Origin of the sequence: Shimia sp. R9_3, assembly GCF_017743755.1 — a bacterium.
GTDB lineage: Bacteria > Pseudomonadota > Alphaproteobacteria > Rhodobacterales > Rhodobacteraceae > Shimia.
Map to the genome: position 1 here is coordinate 42608 of NZ_JAGHRP010000002.1, position 15689 is coordinate 58296.

The window sequence follows — 15689 nt, forward strand, 5'->3', positions numbered from 1 at the left end:
TCGGGCCCATCCCCTCGGGGCCGGGCGCGATCCTTTTGCTAGGCATATTTTTCAAGAGCATCCGCGAACACATCTGCGTCCACATTGCCGCCGGTGCAGACGGCCATAACCGCGTCCCCTTCGAGCTGATCGCCATGAAACAGCGCGGCGGCCAGGGCGACTGCACCCCCTGGTTCCACGATGATTTTCAGACGTTTGAAGGCGATTGCCATGGCGTGCAGGGCTTCGTCTTCGGTGACGACAAGGCCGGGGCCGCAGAGGCGGGACATGATCGGGAAGGTGATCTCGCCCGGGCTTGGCGTGATGATCGCGTCACAAAGTGAGCCGGAGAGGCGGGTGTTGCTTTCAATGTCACCTGAGGCAAGCGAGCGGGCCACATCGTCAAACTCTTCTGGCTCAGCGGTGCGCACGCGCATCTCAGGCGCTTCGGCCTCAAGCGCCAGCGCGATGCCGGAGGACAGCCCGCCGCCGCCGCAACAGACCAGCACGTCGCCTGAGGTGACGCCCAGTTCCGCTGCCTGCTCCGCGATCTCAAGCCCCGTGGTGCCCTGACCAGCAATCACCTGCGGCTCGTCATAGGGGCGGATCAGGGTGAGGCCGCGCTCGTTTGCAATGGTGCCGCCGACTTCTTCGCGGTTCTCGCCGCCTGCACGGTCATAAAGCACGACTTCGGCGCCAAGCGCGCGGGTGTTGTCGATTTTGAGCTGCGGCGCGTCTTTGGGCATGACAATCACGGCTGGCGCATCATGGGCTGCCGCCGCCATCGCGACGCCTTGGGCGTGGTTGCCGGAGGAATAGGCGATGATGCCGCGTTTGCGGGTCGCCTCATCCAATGCAGACACAACCGACCAGCCGCCGCGAAACTTGAACGATCCGGTGTGCTGCAGGCATTCCGGTTTCACCAGAACGCGGCGGCCCGCGATCTCATCCAGAAAGGGGGAGGTCAGCATGGGCGTGCGCCGCGCGTGGCCGTTCAGGCGCTTTTGGGCGGCGCGGATCATGTCGATGTTCATTTGGTTTCACGCTCTTTGAGGTTGGCAATCCATTGGTGCAGCACCGCGAGGCTTTCCGGCTCGTCCAGAAACGGGACATGGGCGCGGTCAGCGACCTCTGCGGAGAGCATGGGCGCGCGAGCCTGCATTTCCTCAACCGTATCGCGGCTGAGGATGTCGCTGTTTTCGCCGCGCAGCACCGCGAGGGGCAGGCCCGCGAGCTTGTCAAACTGGGGCCACATGTCGCTTGCGGGGGCTTTGGGATCAAACTCGGCCAGCACGGCGTTGCGCAGTTTGGCGTCGTAGTTGATCGCAAGGCCGGTTTCGGTTTCGACAAAGTGGTGTTCGGCCTCTTCCGCCCAACGGCTGGCCGGAACATTGTGGAAGCCCGGCAGGCGCTGGGCGAGGGCTTCGGCGGCCTCCGCGCGGGTTTTCCAGACCGGGTTGCGACCGATAAAGACAAGGATGACCTCAAGCCCTTCGGATTCAATCACCGGGCCGACGTCGTTGAAGCAGACGCCGGTGATGCGATCCGGCGCCATTTCTGTCAGAAGCAGCGCGATCAGACCGCCACGGGAGGTGCCAAGAATGGCGGTTTTCTCAAGGCCGAGATGGTCAAGCAGCTCCAGCGCGTCCTGGGCTTCGCGCGGCAGGCTGTAGGTGCTGAAATCCTCAGCCCAGTCCGACTGCCCACGGCCGCGGTAATCCATACGGACTACGCGGGCGTCGGACAGGTGCGGGAGGACGTAATCAAAATCGGTGGCGTTGCGGGTGAGGCCGGAGAGGCAGAGCACGGCGGGGCCGTCGCCGCCGGTGTCGTCAAAGTAGATCGACAGGCCATCAGACGTGGTGAAATGGGGCATCAGGCGCTCGCAAGATCGGGGATGGTTGTCAGGTCAGACAGAATATGGGCCGGTTGCCAGGGCAGGCGGTCCACCGGTTCGCCCGCGCGGTTGACCCAGGCGGTGGTGAAGCCGTAGCCGGTTGCGCAGCCTGCGTCCCAGCCATTGGAGGAAACAAAGAGCACCTCGCCTTTGGCGCAGTTAAAGCGTTTGCCAACAAGGTCATAGACGGAGGCGGCGGGTTTGAAGATGCCCACGTCTTCGACGCTGAGCACATCATCGAGAAATTCGCCAACCTGCGCCGACTGCACCGCGCCATTGAGCATATCGGGCGAACCATTGGACAGGATTGCGGTGTTGAAACCGGCGGCCTTCAGTTTGGCCAGCATGGCGGGCACTTCGGGGTAGGCTGAAAGCTCCCAATAGAGCGCCAGCAAACGCTCGCGTAGCTCTGCATCGCCTTGCAGGCCTGAGGCCTCCAGCGCCCAGTCCAGACCGTTTTGGGTGACTTCCCAGAAATCGGTGTGGGCATCCGCAACAGCGCGCAGCCATGTGTATTGCAACTGTTTGAGACGCCAGTTGTTTGCGACATCCATCCAATGCGCGGCAAAAGCCTCTCGTCCCGGTTCGCTTGCGGCTTCCCGCGCGGCGGCGGCGACGTCAAAAAGCGTGCCGTAAGCGTCAAAAACACAAGTTGTGATGGCCATGTGATCCTCCCATTTAAAGTGCAGACTGGCAGGTTTGACGCAGGGCGAAAAGGCCTGTTTGCCAATTAACACCAAGGTCTATAGGGTGCGCCTTTAAAGCCGACGCTTTGGTCGGGACATGCTGACAGATGGGACATTTTATGACCGCAGCGAAATCGGGCGACACCGTCCGCATCCACTACACTGGCACCCTGAGCGACGGGTCTGTTTTCGACAGCTCTGAAGGGCGCGACCCGCTGGAGTTCACCCTTGGCTCCGGTCAGGTGATCGCGGGCTTTGACAGCGCCGTGGATGGCATGAGCGTGGGCGACAAAAAAGTTGCCGAGATCCCAGCGGATCAGGCCTATGGCCCGCGTCATGATGAGGCCGTGCAGGATGTGCCACGCGAGCAAATCCCGGCGGAGATCCCGCTGGAAATCGGCCTGCAGCTGCAGATGCAATCCCCGACAGGTCAGGTTGTGCCTGTGACCGTGGTGGAGATCACCGAAGAGATCGTGACGTTGGATGCCAACCACATGTTGGCGGGCAAAGATCTGACCTTTGCGATCGAGCTGGTCTCGATCAACTGAGCCTGCGCTCAGTAGAATTCAGCGAAGAGCCCGTCTTTTATGGCGGGCTTTTTGGTTGTCTTAACGATGCAGGCAGGCGACGGAATTGGGTTCTTCCGCGGGGCAACACTGAAAATTGCCTTGCTGCGTCAGCGGCCCGCCTGCCTTGGCCGGGCAGGAAGAGGCCCATTGCAGCTTGGACAAATTGGCATGGGCAATGCTTTCGGAGAACGGCTCTGACTTGCCGGTGGAGGAGGTGAGCAGCGCCCAGAACACGATGCCCAGACTGAGGCCGACAAACAGCGGCTCAAGCTTTTTCAATCGCGGGGTGTGGCTAAGGATATTCGCGGCCAGAAAGACCATGAATGCCACGCCAGTGATGGCCAATAAGAGTGTGTAAAGCTGCATTTTAAAAACGTCCGGGCAAAGACAAAATGAAGCCCTCTATATTGCGCCCAAAACCGAGGTTCCAAGGGGGCGCGCTATGCAGTTTGGGGCGTTCCGTTATGTAAAATTTGAAAGGCTTTATACCTTGTCAAACGAGAGGGTGCGCGCGGCGTTGTCAGCTGCGCCGTGCCAAAAGATCGGCGCGGCGGCGTTTCTCGGGTTTTCTTTTGGCTGCGCTGCAGTAGCGTGAGGGCAAGGAGGAGTGCTCATGGATTTGGTCACGCGGTTGGGGCTTAAGTGGCCCCTGTTTCAGGCCCCGATGGCGGGGGTGTCCACGCCGGAAATGGCGGCAGCGGTCAGCAATGCGGGCGGTTTGGGCGCGCTGGGGCTTGGCTCAGCCGGTGTAGAGGGCGCGCGCGCGATGCTGCGGCAGGCGCGGGCGCTGACGGAGCGCCCGATCAATGCCAATGTGTTCTGCCATGCGCCCGCTGTGCGCGATGCGGATGTGGAAGCAGCCTGGCTTGATGCGCTTGCGCCGACCTTTGCTGGCTTTGACGCCAAGCCGCCGGAAGCGCTGCATGAAATCTATCAGAGCTTTGCTGTGGATCGGGCCATGTGTGAGATGTTTCTGGAGGAAAAGCCCGGCGTGGTGAGCCTGCACTTCGGTCTGCCGGATGAGGGTTGGATCAAAGAGCTGCAGGCGGCGGGCAATCTGGTTTTTGCCAGCGCAACCAGTGTGGCCGAAGCCTTGGCCTGTCAGACAGCAGGCGTGGATGCGGTGGTGGCGCAGGGTATAGAGGCAGGCGGACACCGAGGCGCGTTTGATCCGGATGCGGAAGATGCGGCGCTGCCAACGTTGGCGCTTGTGCGGCTGTTGGCAGAGGCGGTTGAGGTGCCGGTTATTGCCGCCGGTGGCCTGATGGATGGCGCGGATGTGGCGCGGGCCTTGGCGGCGGGCGCCACTGTCGCGCAGCTTGGCACCGCGTTTCTGGACAGCGCGGAATCCGCGGCGGATGCGGGATACCGTGCAGCGCTCAGGGATGAGGCGTTGCGGCCTCCGGTGCTGACGCCGGTGCTGTCGGGGCGTCCAGCGCGGTGTTTGCAGAACAAATATGTGGCGCTGGGGGAGCAGCTTGGCGCGCGCCTACCGGATTATCCGGTGGCCTATGATGTGGCTAAAGCGCTGAATGCGGCGGCGAAATCGGCGGGTGAAGCGGGTTTTGGCGCGCAATGGGCCGGTGCCGGGGTGGCTCGGGTGCGCCAAGGCGGTGCGGCAGAGATCCTGCAGGCCATTGGCGCGGAGCTGGAGGCGGCCTCGGCCTAGAGGTTTTCCGTCAGCGGCATGCCCAACACGTGAAAGCCGCCATCCACGCGTAGCACTTCGCCTGTGGTGCAGGCCCCCGCGTCAGAGGTCAGATAGACGGCGGTGCCGCCCACGGCATCAAGCGTTGCGTTGGCGCGCAGCGGGGCGTTTTGCTCGGCATGTTTGAAGGTGGCGCGTGCGCCACCGATGGCGGCTCCAGCCAGGGTTTTCATCGGCCCCGGCGAGATCGCATTGACGCGAATGCCGTCAGGACCAAGATCATTGGCCAGATAGCGCGTGGCGCTTTCAAGGGCAGCTTTGGCAACGCCCATGACGTTGTAGAAAGGGGTCACGCGGTTTGCGCCCTGATAGGTCAGGGTTAGGATGGTGCCACCGTTTTCCGCCATCATCGGATGGGTGCGGCGGGCGACTTCGATCAGGGAATAGCAGGAAATATCCAGCGAATTCTTGAAGTTGTCCCGTGTGGTGTCCACAAAGCGCCCGGTCAGCTCATTGCGGTCTGAATAGGCAATCGCGTGCACCACAAAGTCGATGGTAGGCCATGCGTCTGCCAATGTGGCAAAAGCCGCATCAAGCGAGGCATCATCGGTGACATCCACATCAAGCAGCAGATCGCTGCCGACACTTTCGACAAGCGGTTTGACCCGCTTGCCAAATGCGTTGCCTTGGTAGGTGAAGGCGAGCTCGGCTCCGGCCTCATGCATGGCGCGGGCGATGCCCCATGCAATCGAGCGCTCGTTTGCGACGCCCATAATCAGGCCGCGCTTGCCCGCCAGAACACCTGTCATGGCGTTACCCTTTGTATTTACTGAGAACCATGGAGCCGTTGGTGCCGCCAAAGCCGAAGCTGTTGGTCATCACGCTATCCAGCCCTGCGTTCTCCACCAAAGAGGTCGCCACTTCGCCCGGCTCGATGCCGGTGGCCAGTGTGTCGACGTTGATCGACGGCGCAATGAAATCCTGATCGAGCATCAGCAGGCAGAAGATTGCCTCCAGTGCGCCTGCTGCGCCCTGTGCGTGGCCGGTCATGGATTTGGTGGAGGAGATCGGTGGCACGTTGCCTGCGCCAAAGACGCGGCGGGCGGCCTCGACTTCACCCACATCGCCCACAGGTGTGGAGGTGCCGTGCGCGTTGATGTAATCCACTTTGCGCCCCTCAGGCAGGGTGGAGAGCGCCAGACGCATGGCGCGCTCGCCGCCTTCGCCGGATGGGGCTACCATGTCGTGACCATCAGAGGTCGCGGCAAAACCGGTGACTTCGGCGTAGATTTTTGCGCCGCGGGCCAGTGCGTGTTCAAGATCCTCGAGCACCACAATGCCACCACCACCGGAGATCACAAAACCGTCGCGGTCTTCGTCAAAGGCGCGGGAGGCTTTTTCCGGGGTGTCGTTATATTTGCTGCTCATCGCGCCCATGGCGTCAAACAGGCAGGAGAGGGTCCAGTCGAGCTCTTCACCGCCACCGGCAAACATCACGTCCTGCTTGCCCATCATGATCTGCTCTGCGGCGTTGCCGATGCAGTGCAGTGAGGTCGAGCAGGCCGAGGTGATGGAGTAGTTGATGCCTTTGATCTTAAAGGCGGTGGCGAGGTTCGCCGAGATGGTCGAACTCATGCATTTTGGCACGGCAAAAGGCCCGATGCGCTTGGTCGCGCCGGTTTTCTCCACGGTCTGGTGCGCAACCAGCATGGAGGAGGTCGAGGGGCCGCCTGAGCCAGCCACAAGACCCGTGCGCTCGTTCACAACCTGATCTTCCGCAAGGCCGGAATCGGCAATCGCTTGGCTCATGGCGATATGGGCGTAAGCGGCACCGGGGCCCATGAAGCGCAGGGTACGCTTGTCCACATGTTCCTTGGGGTCGATGTCAATATGACCGGCGATCTGGCTGCGGAAGCCGTGCTCACTCATTTCCGGGCTGGCAGAGATGCCAGATTTGCCCGCTTTCAGCGAGGCGGTGACTTCTTCGGCATTGGTGCCGATCGAGGAAACGATACCCAGTCCGGTAACGACGACGCGACGCATGTGCGCTCTCCCTTAGTTTGCTGGCGTCTATGTAGGGGATTTGTGCAGGCAGGCGCAAGGTGGGTTGGGGCGCGTCCGCAGTCTTGTCAGGGATTGTTGGGCAAATTTGGCCTTGGGGTCGAGAAAGGGGTGCGCTGGATTGGAGCCCTGCGTTGCCTTAACCCCTCTAAGCCATCCCAAAGCGCGTTTTGAAATAGGTTTCGGTGAGATCGTAGGCTTCGGGCAGGTAGTCCAGTGTCAGCAGAGAGTGCTGGCGGCCGGTCACGCCATCGGGGTTGTCATACTCCTTAATATCAAGGTGCTCGCCAAAGGCTGTTTTGAGGGCGCAGATATGTGCTGGTTTGCTGAGGTCATCTGACTTGTAGCGCATGGCCAAGGCAGGGCCTTTCTCCATCATTTTTTCTTTGGCTGCGTCGATGTCCTCTTGCGACATGTGCAGCGGCGGTGTGCTCTTTATCGGCAGGGCGGGCTGGCTGGCCACGGCGGCCTGAACGGCGTCTTCTGCCATCAGCGGGATCACGAAGCTGCCGGTCAGGCACATGCCGATCACCCCGAGGCGTGCGCCGTCTTCACGTGCGGAAATGTCTGCGCATAGGGCGCGCATCCAGGCGGCGATGGGGCTTTGTTTGCCGTTCCAGAAGATTTGGAATTCACGCCTTACGCAGTACAGTCTTAGGAAATTTGTTGCAGTGGTCAGTTTGTTGGCCCTGCCGAGGCGGCCGAACAGATGCGGGAGGTAGACGGAGAAACCGGCGGCGATCAGGCGGTCGGCGAGGTCATAGGTTTCCACGCCGATGCCGGGCAGTTCCTGCAAAATCAGAATCGGAGGCCCTTCGCCGCGACGATAGACGTCGTGGGTGGCGGTATGGCCGTTGTCCAGTCGGTGGCTGAATGTGAAGGCGGGCGGGTCTGTCCAGTTGGGCAAGGGAACACTCCTTTGGCGGGTCGGCAGCCTGTCCGCATGGGGCGCGCAAGCTTTACGGGAGTATTGTCTCAAAACGCACTTCAAACAAGCTGGGCCAGAAAGAGGCCTAAGAGGCATCGTTGGCGCGTGGTCTGATGGCACGACCTGATGGCGGACGCTTGGCCAACAAAAAAGGCCCCACAGGGCCTTTTCCTTTTCCTCACATGTCGCGCGCAATCAGCTCTCGCTGAGCGCAACCTTCATGTCTTTGACCTCATAGATCACTTCGCCGTCGGCTTCGACGATGCCATCCGCAACACCCATGGTCAGGCGGCGGGTTTGGACGGCTTTGGTGAAGTCGATCTTATAAGTCAGCATCTTACGGTCCGGGCGCACCATGCCTTTGAGTTTCACTTCGCCCACACCCAGCGCGTAGCCGCGGCCGGTCCAGCCGCGCCAGCCGAGGTTGAAGCCGGTCAGCTGCCACAGGCCATCGAGACCCAGACAGCCGGGCATGATCGGGTTGTTGGGGAAGTGGCAGTCAAAGAACCAGAGGTCGGGTGTGATGTCGAATTCCGCCAGCACGTGGCCTTTGCCATGGGCGCCGCCGTCACCGGAAATCTCGGTGATGCGGTCCATCATCAGCATGGGCGGGGCAGGGAGCTGTGCGTTGCCGGGACCAAAGAGCTCGCCACGGGCGCATTTCAGCAGATCGTCTTTGTCAAAGCTCGTTGGGTAGTCGGCCATTCTGGGAGTCCCTTGTCCATCTATCTTGATTTGGACCCCTCTAGCACTTGCTCCTATACTCCTGCAAGGCGGCTCTCGTGCCGCAAAAGAAGCACTTTGGAGGTGCGACATCTGGTGTTGCGACTCATTTTCAATTGAAACTGCCCCTAAGGCTGCGCTAAACATGACGCGCACAAGCAGGATTTGACCCATGAGCACGACAGACGGCACACAGGCACATATCTCCGATGACCCCACCCGCGTGGGGACAAAGTGGCTGGCCTCCGGTGGTCTGCGCCCAACCCGGCAGCGGGTGGCGCTGGCAGCGCTGTTGGTGGGCGATGGCAATGACCGGCATGTGACGGCCGAGAGCCTTTATGCCTCTGTGCAGGATTCCGGGGACCGCGTGTCTTTGGCGACGGTCTACAACACCCTGCGCGCGTTCTGTGATGCGGGGCTGATGCAGGAAATCACCGTGGATGGTGCCAAAAGCTATTTTGACACCAACACCGGCGATCACCCGCATTTCTTCTGGGAAGATGACCGTATCCTGACCGACGCGCCCTCTGAAGAGCTGAAGATCGCGCGCCTGCCAGATGCGCCTGAAGGTGCTGAGATCTCCAAGATCGACGTTGTGATCCGCCTGCGCCGCACCTGAGCGGCGTCTCTGCCAAATTCTTTTCTCCTATTGTGACGTGGCGACGCGCGGCGACGCCCTGTGATTGTGTGCGGCTCATGCCTGTGACAGCATGAGTGCGGCTCAGATTGGGGCGGACCACGAAGGAGAGGGCAATGAAGGCAGTGACTTGGCGCAGGTTTGGCGCGGCGCAGGATGTTTTGCAGGTTGAGGATTTGCCCACGCCGACCCCGGCAGATGGCGAGGTTCTGGTGCGCGTGGCGTTTTCCGGTGCGAATCCCTCGGATGCCAAGGCGCGCAGCGGCACACGTCCGGGTGTGACCAAGCCGCCCTTTGAGGTCATTGTGCCCCACAGCGACGGCTCCGGCGTGATCGAGGCGGTGGGCGCAGGCGTGGATGCGGCCCGTGTGGGCGAACGGGTCTGGATCTGGAATGGCCAGTGGCAACGCCCGTTTGGCACCTGCGCGGATTATGTCGCCTTGCCAGCCGATCAAGCAGTGGCTTTGCCGGATTGTGTTTCTCTTGAAGTTGGGGCGGTGCTGGGCATCCCCGGGCTGACGGCGGCGCAGACGGTGTTTGGCGACGGGGATATCACGGGGCAGACGGTGCTGGTGGCTGGCGGCGGTGGCGCTGTGGGCTATCTGGCGGTGCAGCTTGCGGTTTGGGGCGGGGGCACGGTGATTGCCACCTGCGGCGCGCGTGATGTGGACCGGGTGCGGGCGGCGGGAGCCACCCATGTGTTTGACTACGCGAGCCCGACTTTGGCAGAGGATATTCTGGCCGTCAGCGGCGGGGGCGTGGACCGTGCTGTGGAGGTGGAACTGGGGCCAAACTTGCCGTTGCTTGCCGAGGTCATGAAGCCGCTTGGCACCATTGCGGCTTATGGATCGGCAAAGGACATGGCGCCTGAGATGCCTTTTGGCCCAATGCTGTTCAAAGCGCTCAAGCTAGACATCACCCTGATTTATATCCTGCCAAAAGCGGCCCGCGATGCGGCGATTGCCCGCCTGCACGACGCGCTGGAGGCAGGTGCGCTGACCTTGGAGGCTCCGAACGTCTTTGCGCCAGAAGAGGCGGGCGCCGCGCATGATCTGGTCGAAGCGGGCGGACGTAAAGGCGCGGTTTTGGTGGGGTTCTAAAATTCAAAAGAGCCACTTGTGAAAGCGACAAACACCCCGCAAGAGGCGCATAGCTGGGCTTGCGGGGTAGGGCGCGCTTTGGCCTTTTCGGGCAGGCTATCCCTTCGCGTCGGATGGGCCCCTCAAAACCACTGACCCGGTTCCATCAGGCCGAGGTCGAGCAATTGGCGGGAGTGCCATTCAAAGCGCACGGAGTTGTGCCAGCTGAATTGTTGAATGTCGAAAGTTGAGCCGGGATTGGACTTCAGCGCCTTGGCGGTGCGGAACGAGCACACTGCGGCGGTCAGGTTGTTGTGCCAGGGGCAGGCGTAGGTGTTGTATTCCTGATCGTTGAAGGTGAAATCCTCGTTCAGGATCAGGTCCGGCTTGCTGCGGAAGATCGAAATCCGGTCGATTTTGCGGCGGTTGGCGGGGATGTGCTCCTCAAAGCGCCAGCGCAGGCCGCCAAAGAAATCGAGTTGCCGCTCTCTGGGGTGGTTGTGATTGTCCGCATCCAACCGTGCCAGCGCATAATATCCGGAGCGGTCCAGCTGTGCGGTGTCCAGCGCCACGGCATTTGGCGTCTGGTAGAGATCGGCGGCGTAGAGATCGATCACATAGGTGAGCATCGCGTCGCGGCGTTCCTCGGTGTGAAAGGTCAACATCTCGCCAATGCCGCGGGTCTCGCAGAACGGGAAGAACAGATACTCGGCGTTAAAGCAGTAGTAGATCCAGATGTCCGGCGCGGCCTTGGTGATCGCATTGACCGTGTCGCGCATCGGCGGGCCGGAGGGCCTGTCCATGGTCACGCGCTGGCAGCGGTCCACCAGATCCGGTGCCATCTCAAAAGACGCGGGCATGAAGGCGATGACGGCTTTGAACCCGAGCGACAGATGGTGGCGCAGGGTGCTGTCCACCTCCACGTCATCTTCGGCAAAGATCAGCGCCACCGGTCCCTTGGCGAGATGCTCTTGGCCGGTTTGCAGGAACTGCTCCAGCGAGTCGTATGTCATACGCTGCCCCACATGCGATTTTTGCCCGTTCTTTCATACTCTTGTTCCCGTCAAAATCAGGTAAAAGCCTCCGCATTGCAAGCACCCCTCATTTTGATGTAGGGAAACGCCTTGAAACCGCGAGACGCGACAGGATGTGAGCCATGGCCGAGAACACTGCAGCTGAGAAAAAGAAGCTCTTCATCAAGACCTACGGGTGTCAGATGAATGTTTATGACAGCGAGCGGATGGCCGAAGCCATGGGTGGCGCGGGCTATGAGACCACCGACAGCGCGGATGATGCGGATATGATCCTGCTCAACACCTGCCACATCCGGGAAAAGGCAGCCGAGAAGGTCTATTCCGAGTTGGGCCGCTTCAAAGGGCTGAAGGCGGAAAAGCCCAACCTGAAGATCGGCGTGGCGGGCTGTGTGGCCCAAGCTGAGGGCGAAGAAATCATGCGCCGCCAGCCATTGGTGGATCTGGTTGTGGGGCCGCAGGCCTATCACCGCTTGCCGGAGATGGAGGCCAAAACCCAGGAGGGGGTGAAGGCGCTCGACACTGATTTCCCGGAAGAAGACAAATTCGAAAAGCTCAAAGGCCGTTCCAAAGCCAAGCGCGCGCCGACCGCGTTTCTGACCGTGCAGGAAGGTTGTGACAAATTTTGTGCCTTTTGCGTGGTGCCTTACACCCGTGGGGCCGAAGTGAGCCGCCCTGTGGATCGCGTGCTGACCGAGGCGCGTGATCTGGTGGAGCGCGGCGTGCGTGAAATCACCCTGCTGGGCCAGAATGTGAATGCCTATCACGGCGCCTATGGCGGCGGCGACATGACCCTTGCGGGTCTGATCTGGGAACTCGACAAGATTGACGGGCTGGAGCGTATTCGCTTCACCACCTCCCACCCCAACGACATGATGGATGACCTGATCGAGGCCCATGGGACTTGCGAAAAACTGATGCCTTACTTGCACTTGCCGGTGCAATCAGGCTCCAACAAGATCCTCAAACGCATGAACCGCAGCCATGACCGTGACAGCTATTTGCGGCTGATCGATCGCATTCGCGCGGCGCGGCCCGACCTGCTTCTGTCTGGTGATTTTATCGTGGGCTTCCCGGAAGAGACCGAAGAGGATTTCCAGGACACCATGGATTTGATCAAAGAGGTCAAATACGGGCAGGCCTACAGCTTCAAATACTCCACACGTCCGGGCACCCCGGCGGCGGAGCGTCCGCTTGTGGATGAGGCGGAGGCCAATGACCGCCTGCAACGCCTGCAGGCCCTGCTGGGCACCCAGCAGCGTGAAATTCAGGACAGCATGGTGGGGCGCGAGGTGAGCGTGCTTTATGAAAAGCCCGGTCGTCTTGAGGGGCAGATGGTGGGCAAGTCCGATTATCTGCACGCGGTCTATGTGCAAGACCCCAAAGGCCGTGTCGGGGACATCAAACGTGTGAGAATCGTTGAGAGCAGCGCGAACTCGCTTGGTGCGGTGCTGCTGAGCGATTGATCGCGCTCTGGAAACATTTCTATACACGGTAAAATATTGGTCACGGCGTCTCATATCGGGTGGGGCGCCGTCGTCACATTCTGACCATATTTTTGTGATCTGCGCCCGAAAATGCTGCATTTTTTCTTCACTTAGGGGACTTTTCACGGCATCTTAAGCTAATTGTGAAAGCCTTGATTTAGAACGTGTTTCAACTGAACCGGGGCCTTCGGGGGATATGGAGAGGTAATCGCAGTGGCGAAAAATTCCAAAAATATGGCGCGGGCAATTATGACAAGCGCGGCAGCTGCCTGTGTTGCGCTTATGTCTATTGCTGAACCCGCCGTCGCGCAGAACCAGCGCACCGTCTTGGGGCAGCGTTATGTGCCCACCGTCTGGGTCGATCCGGATGGCTGTGAGCACTGGGTGATGGACGATGGCGTTGAAGGCTACATGACCCCCCACGTGAACCGTCAGGGCATTCCGGTCTGCCGCCGGGGCAATGTCTGTGGCGTGATGAACTCTGACCAGTTCTTTGCCACCGACAAATATTACATCAACGCGGCCAACCGGCAGCGTCTGGCGGAATTCTTCCAGAATGCGAGTGCTTCCGCCTTCATCATCACCGGCCACACCGACAGCCGGGCGAGCGATTCCTACAACATGCGCCTGAGCTACAACCGCGCCAATGCGGTGGCCAAAGTGGCCCGTCAGAGCGGTGTGCGCGTTGCGGATGTGCGCGGTTATGGCGAGCGCCAGCCCCGTGCCACCAACAGCACTTCGGCGGGTCAGGCGGAAAACCGTCGCGTCGAAATCATCTGCCTGCGCTAAGGGGAGCGAATATGAAACTGATCAAAGGTGTTCTCCTTCTTGGGCTGGCCGCGAGCGTGTCTGCCTGTGTGGAGCCAAAAATTGACAAGACCGTGGACAATGGCCGCGACTCCGGCCACCTGAGCAACCTTGTTGCCGGTGTCTGGGTGGATCCAAACGGCTGTGACCACTGGATCATTGATGACGGTGTGGAGGGCTATCTGTCCCAGCGTCTTGACCCCTATGGCAAGCCGGTCTGCTCCGGTGCAGCCCCTCCCGGCGTTGCAACCGGGCCTTATAAAGAAGGCTCCGGCTTTGGCGATTGGATCTGATCGCAGCAAGCTGACATAATGAAATGGAGCGCCGTCTGCGGATTGCAGGCGGCGTTTTCTTTTGCGCGAGGAGGTTGGCAACGGCGCTGGCAGGTGGCGACACAGCGAGGTCAGCCGGTTGCGTTTGGGGTTTCAGCGCCTGTGCTGAAATTTGCCTGCGTCATGGAAAATTCATTGGCCTGCGCTTGCACGTGGCCGCGCAACTTGGCACGATAAAGACAGACCCTTCGCTACAGGAGATGTGATTGCCCACCGGCACCAAGTCCCAACCGCCCGCCGCCACCGCACCCAAGCCAACTTCGGTGGAGTTCCCAGACAACCGTTTGTTGATCGAACTCTGCGGTGAATATGATCGCAATCTCGCAGACATTGAGCAAAAGCTTGGGGTGCAGATCCTGCGCCGGGGCAATCAGCTTGATATTCATGGCGAAGAACCTGCCCAGGCGGAGGCCGTTGAGGTTCTGACCGGGCTTTACACACGTCTTGAGAGCGGAAAATCCGTGGATCCCGGCGATATTGACCGCGAGATTCGCATGGGACCTTCTGAGGCGGAAACCGGTGCACGGGATGGCGACCAGCTGGAGATGTTCAAAGGCGGCCCGGTTGAGATCAAGACCCGGAAAAAACTGATTGAGCCGCGCACAGACGCACAAAAAGCCTATGTTCTGTCGTTGTTTAACAACGAGCTGGCCTTTGGCATTGGCCCTGCGGGCACTGGCAAAACCTATCTCGCCGTGGCTGTCGGTGTAAGCATGTTTATCTCCGGTCAGGTGGACCGGATCATCCTTTCCCGCCCGGCGGTGGAGGCCGGTGAAAAGCTCGGCTATCTGCCCGGTGACATGAAGGACAAGGTCGATCCTTACATGCAGCCGCTTTATGATGCGCTGAATGATTTTCTGCCCGGCAAACAGCTCGCCAAGCTGATTGAGGAAAAGAAGATCGAGATCGCGCCGCTGGCGTTTATGCGCGGGCGCACGCTGTCCAATGCTTTTGTGGTGCTGGATGAGGCGCAGAACGCCACCACCATGCAGATGAAGATGTTCCTCACCCGTCTGGGCGAAGGCTCGCGCATGGTGATCACCGGCGACCGCAGCCAGATCGACCTGCCGCGCGGCGTGCCGTCCGGCCTGAAAGATGCGGAGCGTCTGCTCAAAGGCATTCCCAACATCAGCTTCAACTATTTCACGGCTGACGACGTGGTGCGCCATCCGCTGGTCGCGGCCATCATCAAGGCCTATGACGCCGATGCGGTGCGCGCTTTGGCGGAAAAAGAAAAGAAAGCATGAGCTCTTCTCATTCTGAAAATATCCACGGGGGTGCGGGGGCAGTCAGCCCCCGTGCGACGCCTGCATGCTGACCGACACCATCCTGGAAGACCCGCGGTGGGACACGCTTGATTTTGAGACCCTTGCCGAAACCGCCGCGCAGGCGACCTTGGCGCATCTTGCGCTCAAGGCGGAGGATTTCGAGATTGCGGTGCTGGCCTGTGATGATGCGCGCATTGCGGTTTTGAACGCGGATTTTCGCGACAAGGACAAAGCCACCAATGTGCTGAGCTGGCCAAGTGAGGAACGCGGCGCGGAGACTGACGGGGCAGATCCGCTGCCACCGGAGCAGAGCCTGCCGGGTATGGCGGAGGAGCTAGGCGACATCGCGATTTCCTATGACACCTGCCTGAGAGAGGCGGATGCGGCGGGCAAACCGCTGGCCGATCACTGCACACATCTCGTGGTTCATGGCGTGTTACATCTTTTGGGCTATGATCACATTCGTGACAAAGATGCCACTTTGATGGAAGGTCACGAGGTGGCCATACTTGGCAAACTGGGTCTGCCGGACCCATATGACGACACTTAAGGGGCAG

General features: G+C 60.4%; 18 protein-coding genes. 9 read left to right on the forward strand and 9 right to left on the reverse strand.

Annotated features, from left to right (window positions below; translation table 11 throughout):
- Positions 1-38: 38 nt before the first annotated feature.
- From J7412_RS04750 to J7412_RS04760, 3 genes are read right to left on the reverse strand one after another with little or no spacing between them, the layout of a single operon-like run.
- Positions 39-1013: a pyridoxal-phosphate dependent enzyme gene (locus J7412_RS04750; protein WP_209077630.1), complete on the reverse strand. Its 975-nt coding sequence runs from the start codon at positions 1011-1013 to the stop codon at positions 39-41.
- A complete protein-coding gene (locus tag J7412_RS04755) occupies positions 1010-1855 on the reverse strand; it encodes an alpha/beta hydrolase (RefSeq protein ID WP_209077632.1) in 846 nt (281 codons plus the stop codon). Before J7412_RS04755 ends, J7412_RS04750 begins: the two co-directional genes overlap by 4 nt.
- On the reverse strand, positions 1855-2541 hold the full coding sequence (locus J7412_RS04760) for a haloacid dehalogenase type II (protein WP_209077634.1): 687 nt from the start codon (positions 2539-2541) through the stop codon (positions 1855-1857). Before J7412_RS04760 ends, J7412_RS04755 begins: the two co-directional genes overlap by 1 nt.
- Positions 2542-2681: 140 nt before the next feature.
- Here J7412_RS04760 and J7412_RS04765 point away from each other — a divergent pair, with 140 nt between their 5' ends.
- On the forward strand, positions 2682-3110 hold the full coding sequence (locus J7412_RS04765; RefSeq protein ID WP_209077636.1) for a peptidylprolyl isomerase: 429 nt from the start codon (positions 2682-2684) through the stop codon (positions 3108-3110).
- A gap of 60 nt (positions 3111-3170) precedes the next feature.
- On the opposite strand, the gene J7412_RS04770 is transcribed toward J7412_RS04765, so the two are convergent.
- Entirely contained in the window at positions 3171-3497 is a 327-nt protein-coding gene (locus J7412_RS04770) for a hypothetical protein (RefSeq protein WP_209077638.1), read from the reverse strand.
- Between the two features lie 247 nt (positions 3498-3744).
- On the opposite strand from J7412_RS04770, the gene J7412_RS04775 reads away from it, so the two are divergent.
- Positions 3745-4800 carry a nitronate monooxygenase gene (locus J7412_RS04775; protein ID WP_209077640.1) on the forward strand — a complete coding sequence of 352 codons (1056 nt, stop codon included), beginning with the start codon at positions 3745-3747 and terminating at the stop codon, positions 4798-4800.
- Here J7412_RS04775 and J7412_RS04780 read toward each other — a convergent pair.
- From J7412_RS04780 to fabA, 4 genes are all read right to left on the reverse strand, one after another.
- Entirely contained in the window at positions 4797-5588 is a 792-nt protein-coding gene (locus J7412_RS04780; RefSeq protein WP_209077642.1) for an enoyl-ACP reductase, read from the reverse strand. The two genes, J7412_RS04775 and J7412_RS04780, sit on opposite strands and share 4 nt — an antisense overlap.
- Before the next feature lie 4 nt (positions 5589-5592).
- Positions 5593-6822: a beta-ketoacyl-ACP synthase I gene (gene fabB / locus J7412_RS04785; RefSeq protein WP_209061870.1), complete on the reverse strand. Its 1230-nt coding sequence runs from the start codon at positions 6820-6822 to the stop codon at positions 5593-5595.
- Between the two features lie 166 nt (positions 6823-6988).
- Positions 6989-7747: a dienelactone hydrolase family protein gene (locus J7412_RS04790; protein WP_209077644.1), complete on the reverse strand. Its 759-nt coding sequence runs from the start codon at positions 7745-7747 to the stop codon at positions 6989-6991.
- Positions 7748-7963: 216 nt separating this feature from the next.
- The gene (gene fabA, locus J7412_RS04795) at positions 7964-8473 is read right to left on the reverse strand and encodes a bifunctional 3-hydroxydecanoyl-ACP dehydratase/trans-2-decenoyl-ACP isomerase (protein WP_209077646.1); all 510 of its coding nucleotides are present in this window, start codon (positions 8471-8473) and stop codon (positions 7964-7966) included.
- 190 nt (positions 8474-8663) lie between these two features.
- On the opposite strand from fabA, the gene irrA reads away from it, so the two are divergent.
- Together irrA and J7412_RS04805 are read left to right on the forward strand one after the other, a co-directional pair.
- Positions 8664-9110: an iron response transcriptional regulator IrrA gene (irrA, locus tag J7412_RS04800; RefSeq protein WP_247738676.1), complete on the forward strand. Its 447-nt coding sequence runs from the start codon at positions 8664-8666 to the stop codon at positions 9108-9110.
- A 134-nt stretch (positions 9111-9244) separates the two neighbouring features.
- A complete protein-coding gene (locus J7412_RS04805) occupies positions 9245-10228 on the forward strand; it encodes an NADPH:quinone reductase (protein ID WP_209077648.1) in 984 nt (327 codons plus the stop codon).
- A 122-nt stretch (positions 10229-10350) separates the two neighbouring features.
- Here the strand turns inward: J7412_RS04805 and J7412_RS04810 are convergent, their stop codons facing one another.
- Positions 10351-11220, reverse strand: coding sequence for a hypothetical protein (locus J7412_RS04810; protein WP_209077650.1), 870 nt, complete (start codon positions 11218-11220; stop codon positions 10351-10353).
- 143 nt (positions 11221-11363) lie between these two features.
- On the opposite strand from J7412_RS04810, the gene miaB reads away from it, so the two are divergent.
- From miaB to ybeY, 5 genes are all read left to right on the forward strand, one after another.
- Entirely contained in the window at positions 11364-12704 is a 1341-nt protein-coding gene (gene miaB, locus J7412_RS04815; RefSeq protein WP_209077652.1) for a tRNA (N6-isopentenyl adenosine(37)-C2)-methylthiotransferase MiaB, read from the forward strand.
- A gap of 303 nt (positions 12705-13007) precedes the next feature.
- Positions 13008-13514 (forward strand): OmpA family protein, encoded by a 507-nt coding sequence (locus tag J7412_RS04820; protein ID WP_247743774.1) that lies wholly within the window; start codon positions 13008-13010, stop codon positions 13512-13514.
- 11 nt (positions 13515-13525) lie between these two features.
- The gene (locus tag J7412_RS04825; RefSeq protein ID WP_209061849.1) at positions 13526-13825 is read left to right on the forward strand and encodes a hypothetical protein; all 300 of its coding nucleotides are present in this window, start codon (positions 13526-13528) and stop codon (positions 13823-13825) included.
- A gap of 245 nt (positions 13826-14070) precedes the next feature.
- Positions 14071-15111, forward strand: coding sequence for a PhoH family protein (locus J7412_RS04830; protein ID WP_209061847.1), 1041 nt, complete (start codon positions 14071-14073; stop codon positions 15109-15111).
- A gap of 64 nt (positions 15112-15175) precedes the next feature.
- Positions 15176-15682 (forward strand): rRNA maturation RNase YbeY, encoded by a 507-nt coding sequence (gene ybeY, locus J7412_RS04835; protein ID WP_209077662.1) that lies wholly within the window; start codon positions 15176-15178, stop codon positions 15680-15682.
- Positions 15683-15689 lie beyond the last annotated feature (7 nt).

Excerpts from the sequence above, each read along its gene's own strand:
- J7412_RS04750 (WP_209077630.1), bottom strand. The coding sequence starts at position 1,013 with ATGAACATCGACATGATCCGCGCCGCCCAAAAGCGCCTGAACGGCCAC.
- J7412_RS04755 (WP_209077632.1), bottom strand. The coding sequence starts at position 1,855 with ATGCCCCATTTCACCACGTCTGATGGCCTGTCGATCTACTTTGACGAC.
- J7412_RS04760 (WP_209077634.1), bottom strand. The coding sequence starts at position 2,541 with ATGGCCATCACAACTTGTGTTTTTGACGCTTACGGCACGCTTTTTGAC.
- J7412_RS04765 (WP_209077636.1), top strand. The coding sequence starts at position 2,682 with ATGACCGCAGCGAAATCGGGCGACACCGTCCGCATCCACTACACTGGC.
- J7412_RS04770 (WP_209077638.1), bottom strand. The coding sequence starts at position 3,497 with ATGCAGCTTTACACACTCTTATTGGCCATCACTGGCGTGGCATTCATG.
- J7412_RS04775 (WP_209077640.1), top strand. The coding sequence starts at position 3,745 with ATGGATTTGGTCACGCGGTTGGGGCTTAAGTGGCCCCTGTTTCAGGCC.
- J7412_RS04780 (WP_209077642.1), bottom strand. The coding sequence starts at position 5,588 with ATGACAGGTGTTCTGGCGGGCAAGCGCGGCCTGATTATGGGCGTCGCA.
- fabB (WP_209061870.1), bottom strand. The coding sequence starts at position 6,822 with ATGCGTCGCGTCGTCGTTACCGGACTGGGTATCGTTTCCTCGATCGGC.
- fabA (WP_209077646.1), bottom strand. The coding sequence starts at position 8,473 with ATGGCCGACTACCCAACGAGCTTTGACAAAGACGATCTGCTGAAATGC.
- irrA (WP_247738676.1), top strand. The coding sequence starts at position 8,664 with ATGAGCACGACAGACGGCACACAGGCACATATCTCCGATGACCCCACC.
- J7412_RS04805 (WP_209077648.1), top strand. The coding sequence starts at position 9,245 with ATGAAGGCAGTGACTTGGCGCAGGTTTGGCGCGGCGCAGGATGTTTTG.
- J7412_RS04810 (WP_209077650.1), bottom strand. The coding sequence starts at position 11,220 with ATGACATACGACTCGCTGGAGCAGTTCCTGCAAACCGGCCAAGAGCAT.
- miaB (WP_209077652.1), top strand. The coding sequence starts at position 11,364 with ATGGCCGAGAACACTGCAGCTGAGAAAAAGAAGCTCTTCATCAAGACC.
- J7412_RS04820 (WP_247743774.1), top strand. The coding sequence starts at position 13,008 with ATGTCTATTGCTGAACCCGCCGTCGCGCAGAACCAGCGCACCGTCTTG.
- J7412_RS04825 (WP_209061849.1), top strand. The coding sequence starts at position 13,526 with ATGAAACTGATCAAAGGTGTTCTCCTTCTTGGGCTGGCCGCGAGCGTG.
- ybeY (WP_209077662.1), top strand. The coding sequence starts at position 15,176 with ATGCTGACCGACACCATCCTGGAAGACCCGCGGTGGGACACGCTTGAT.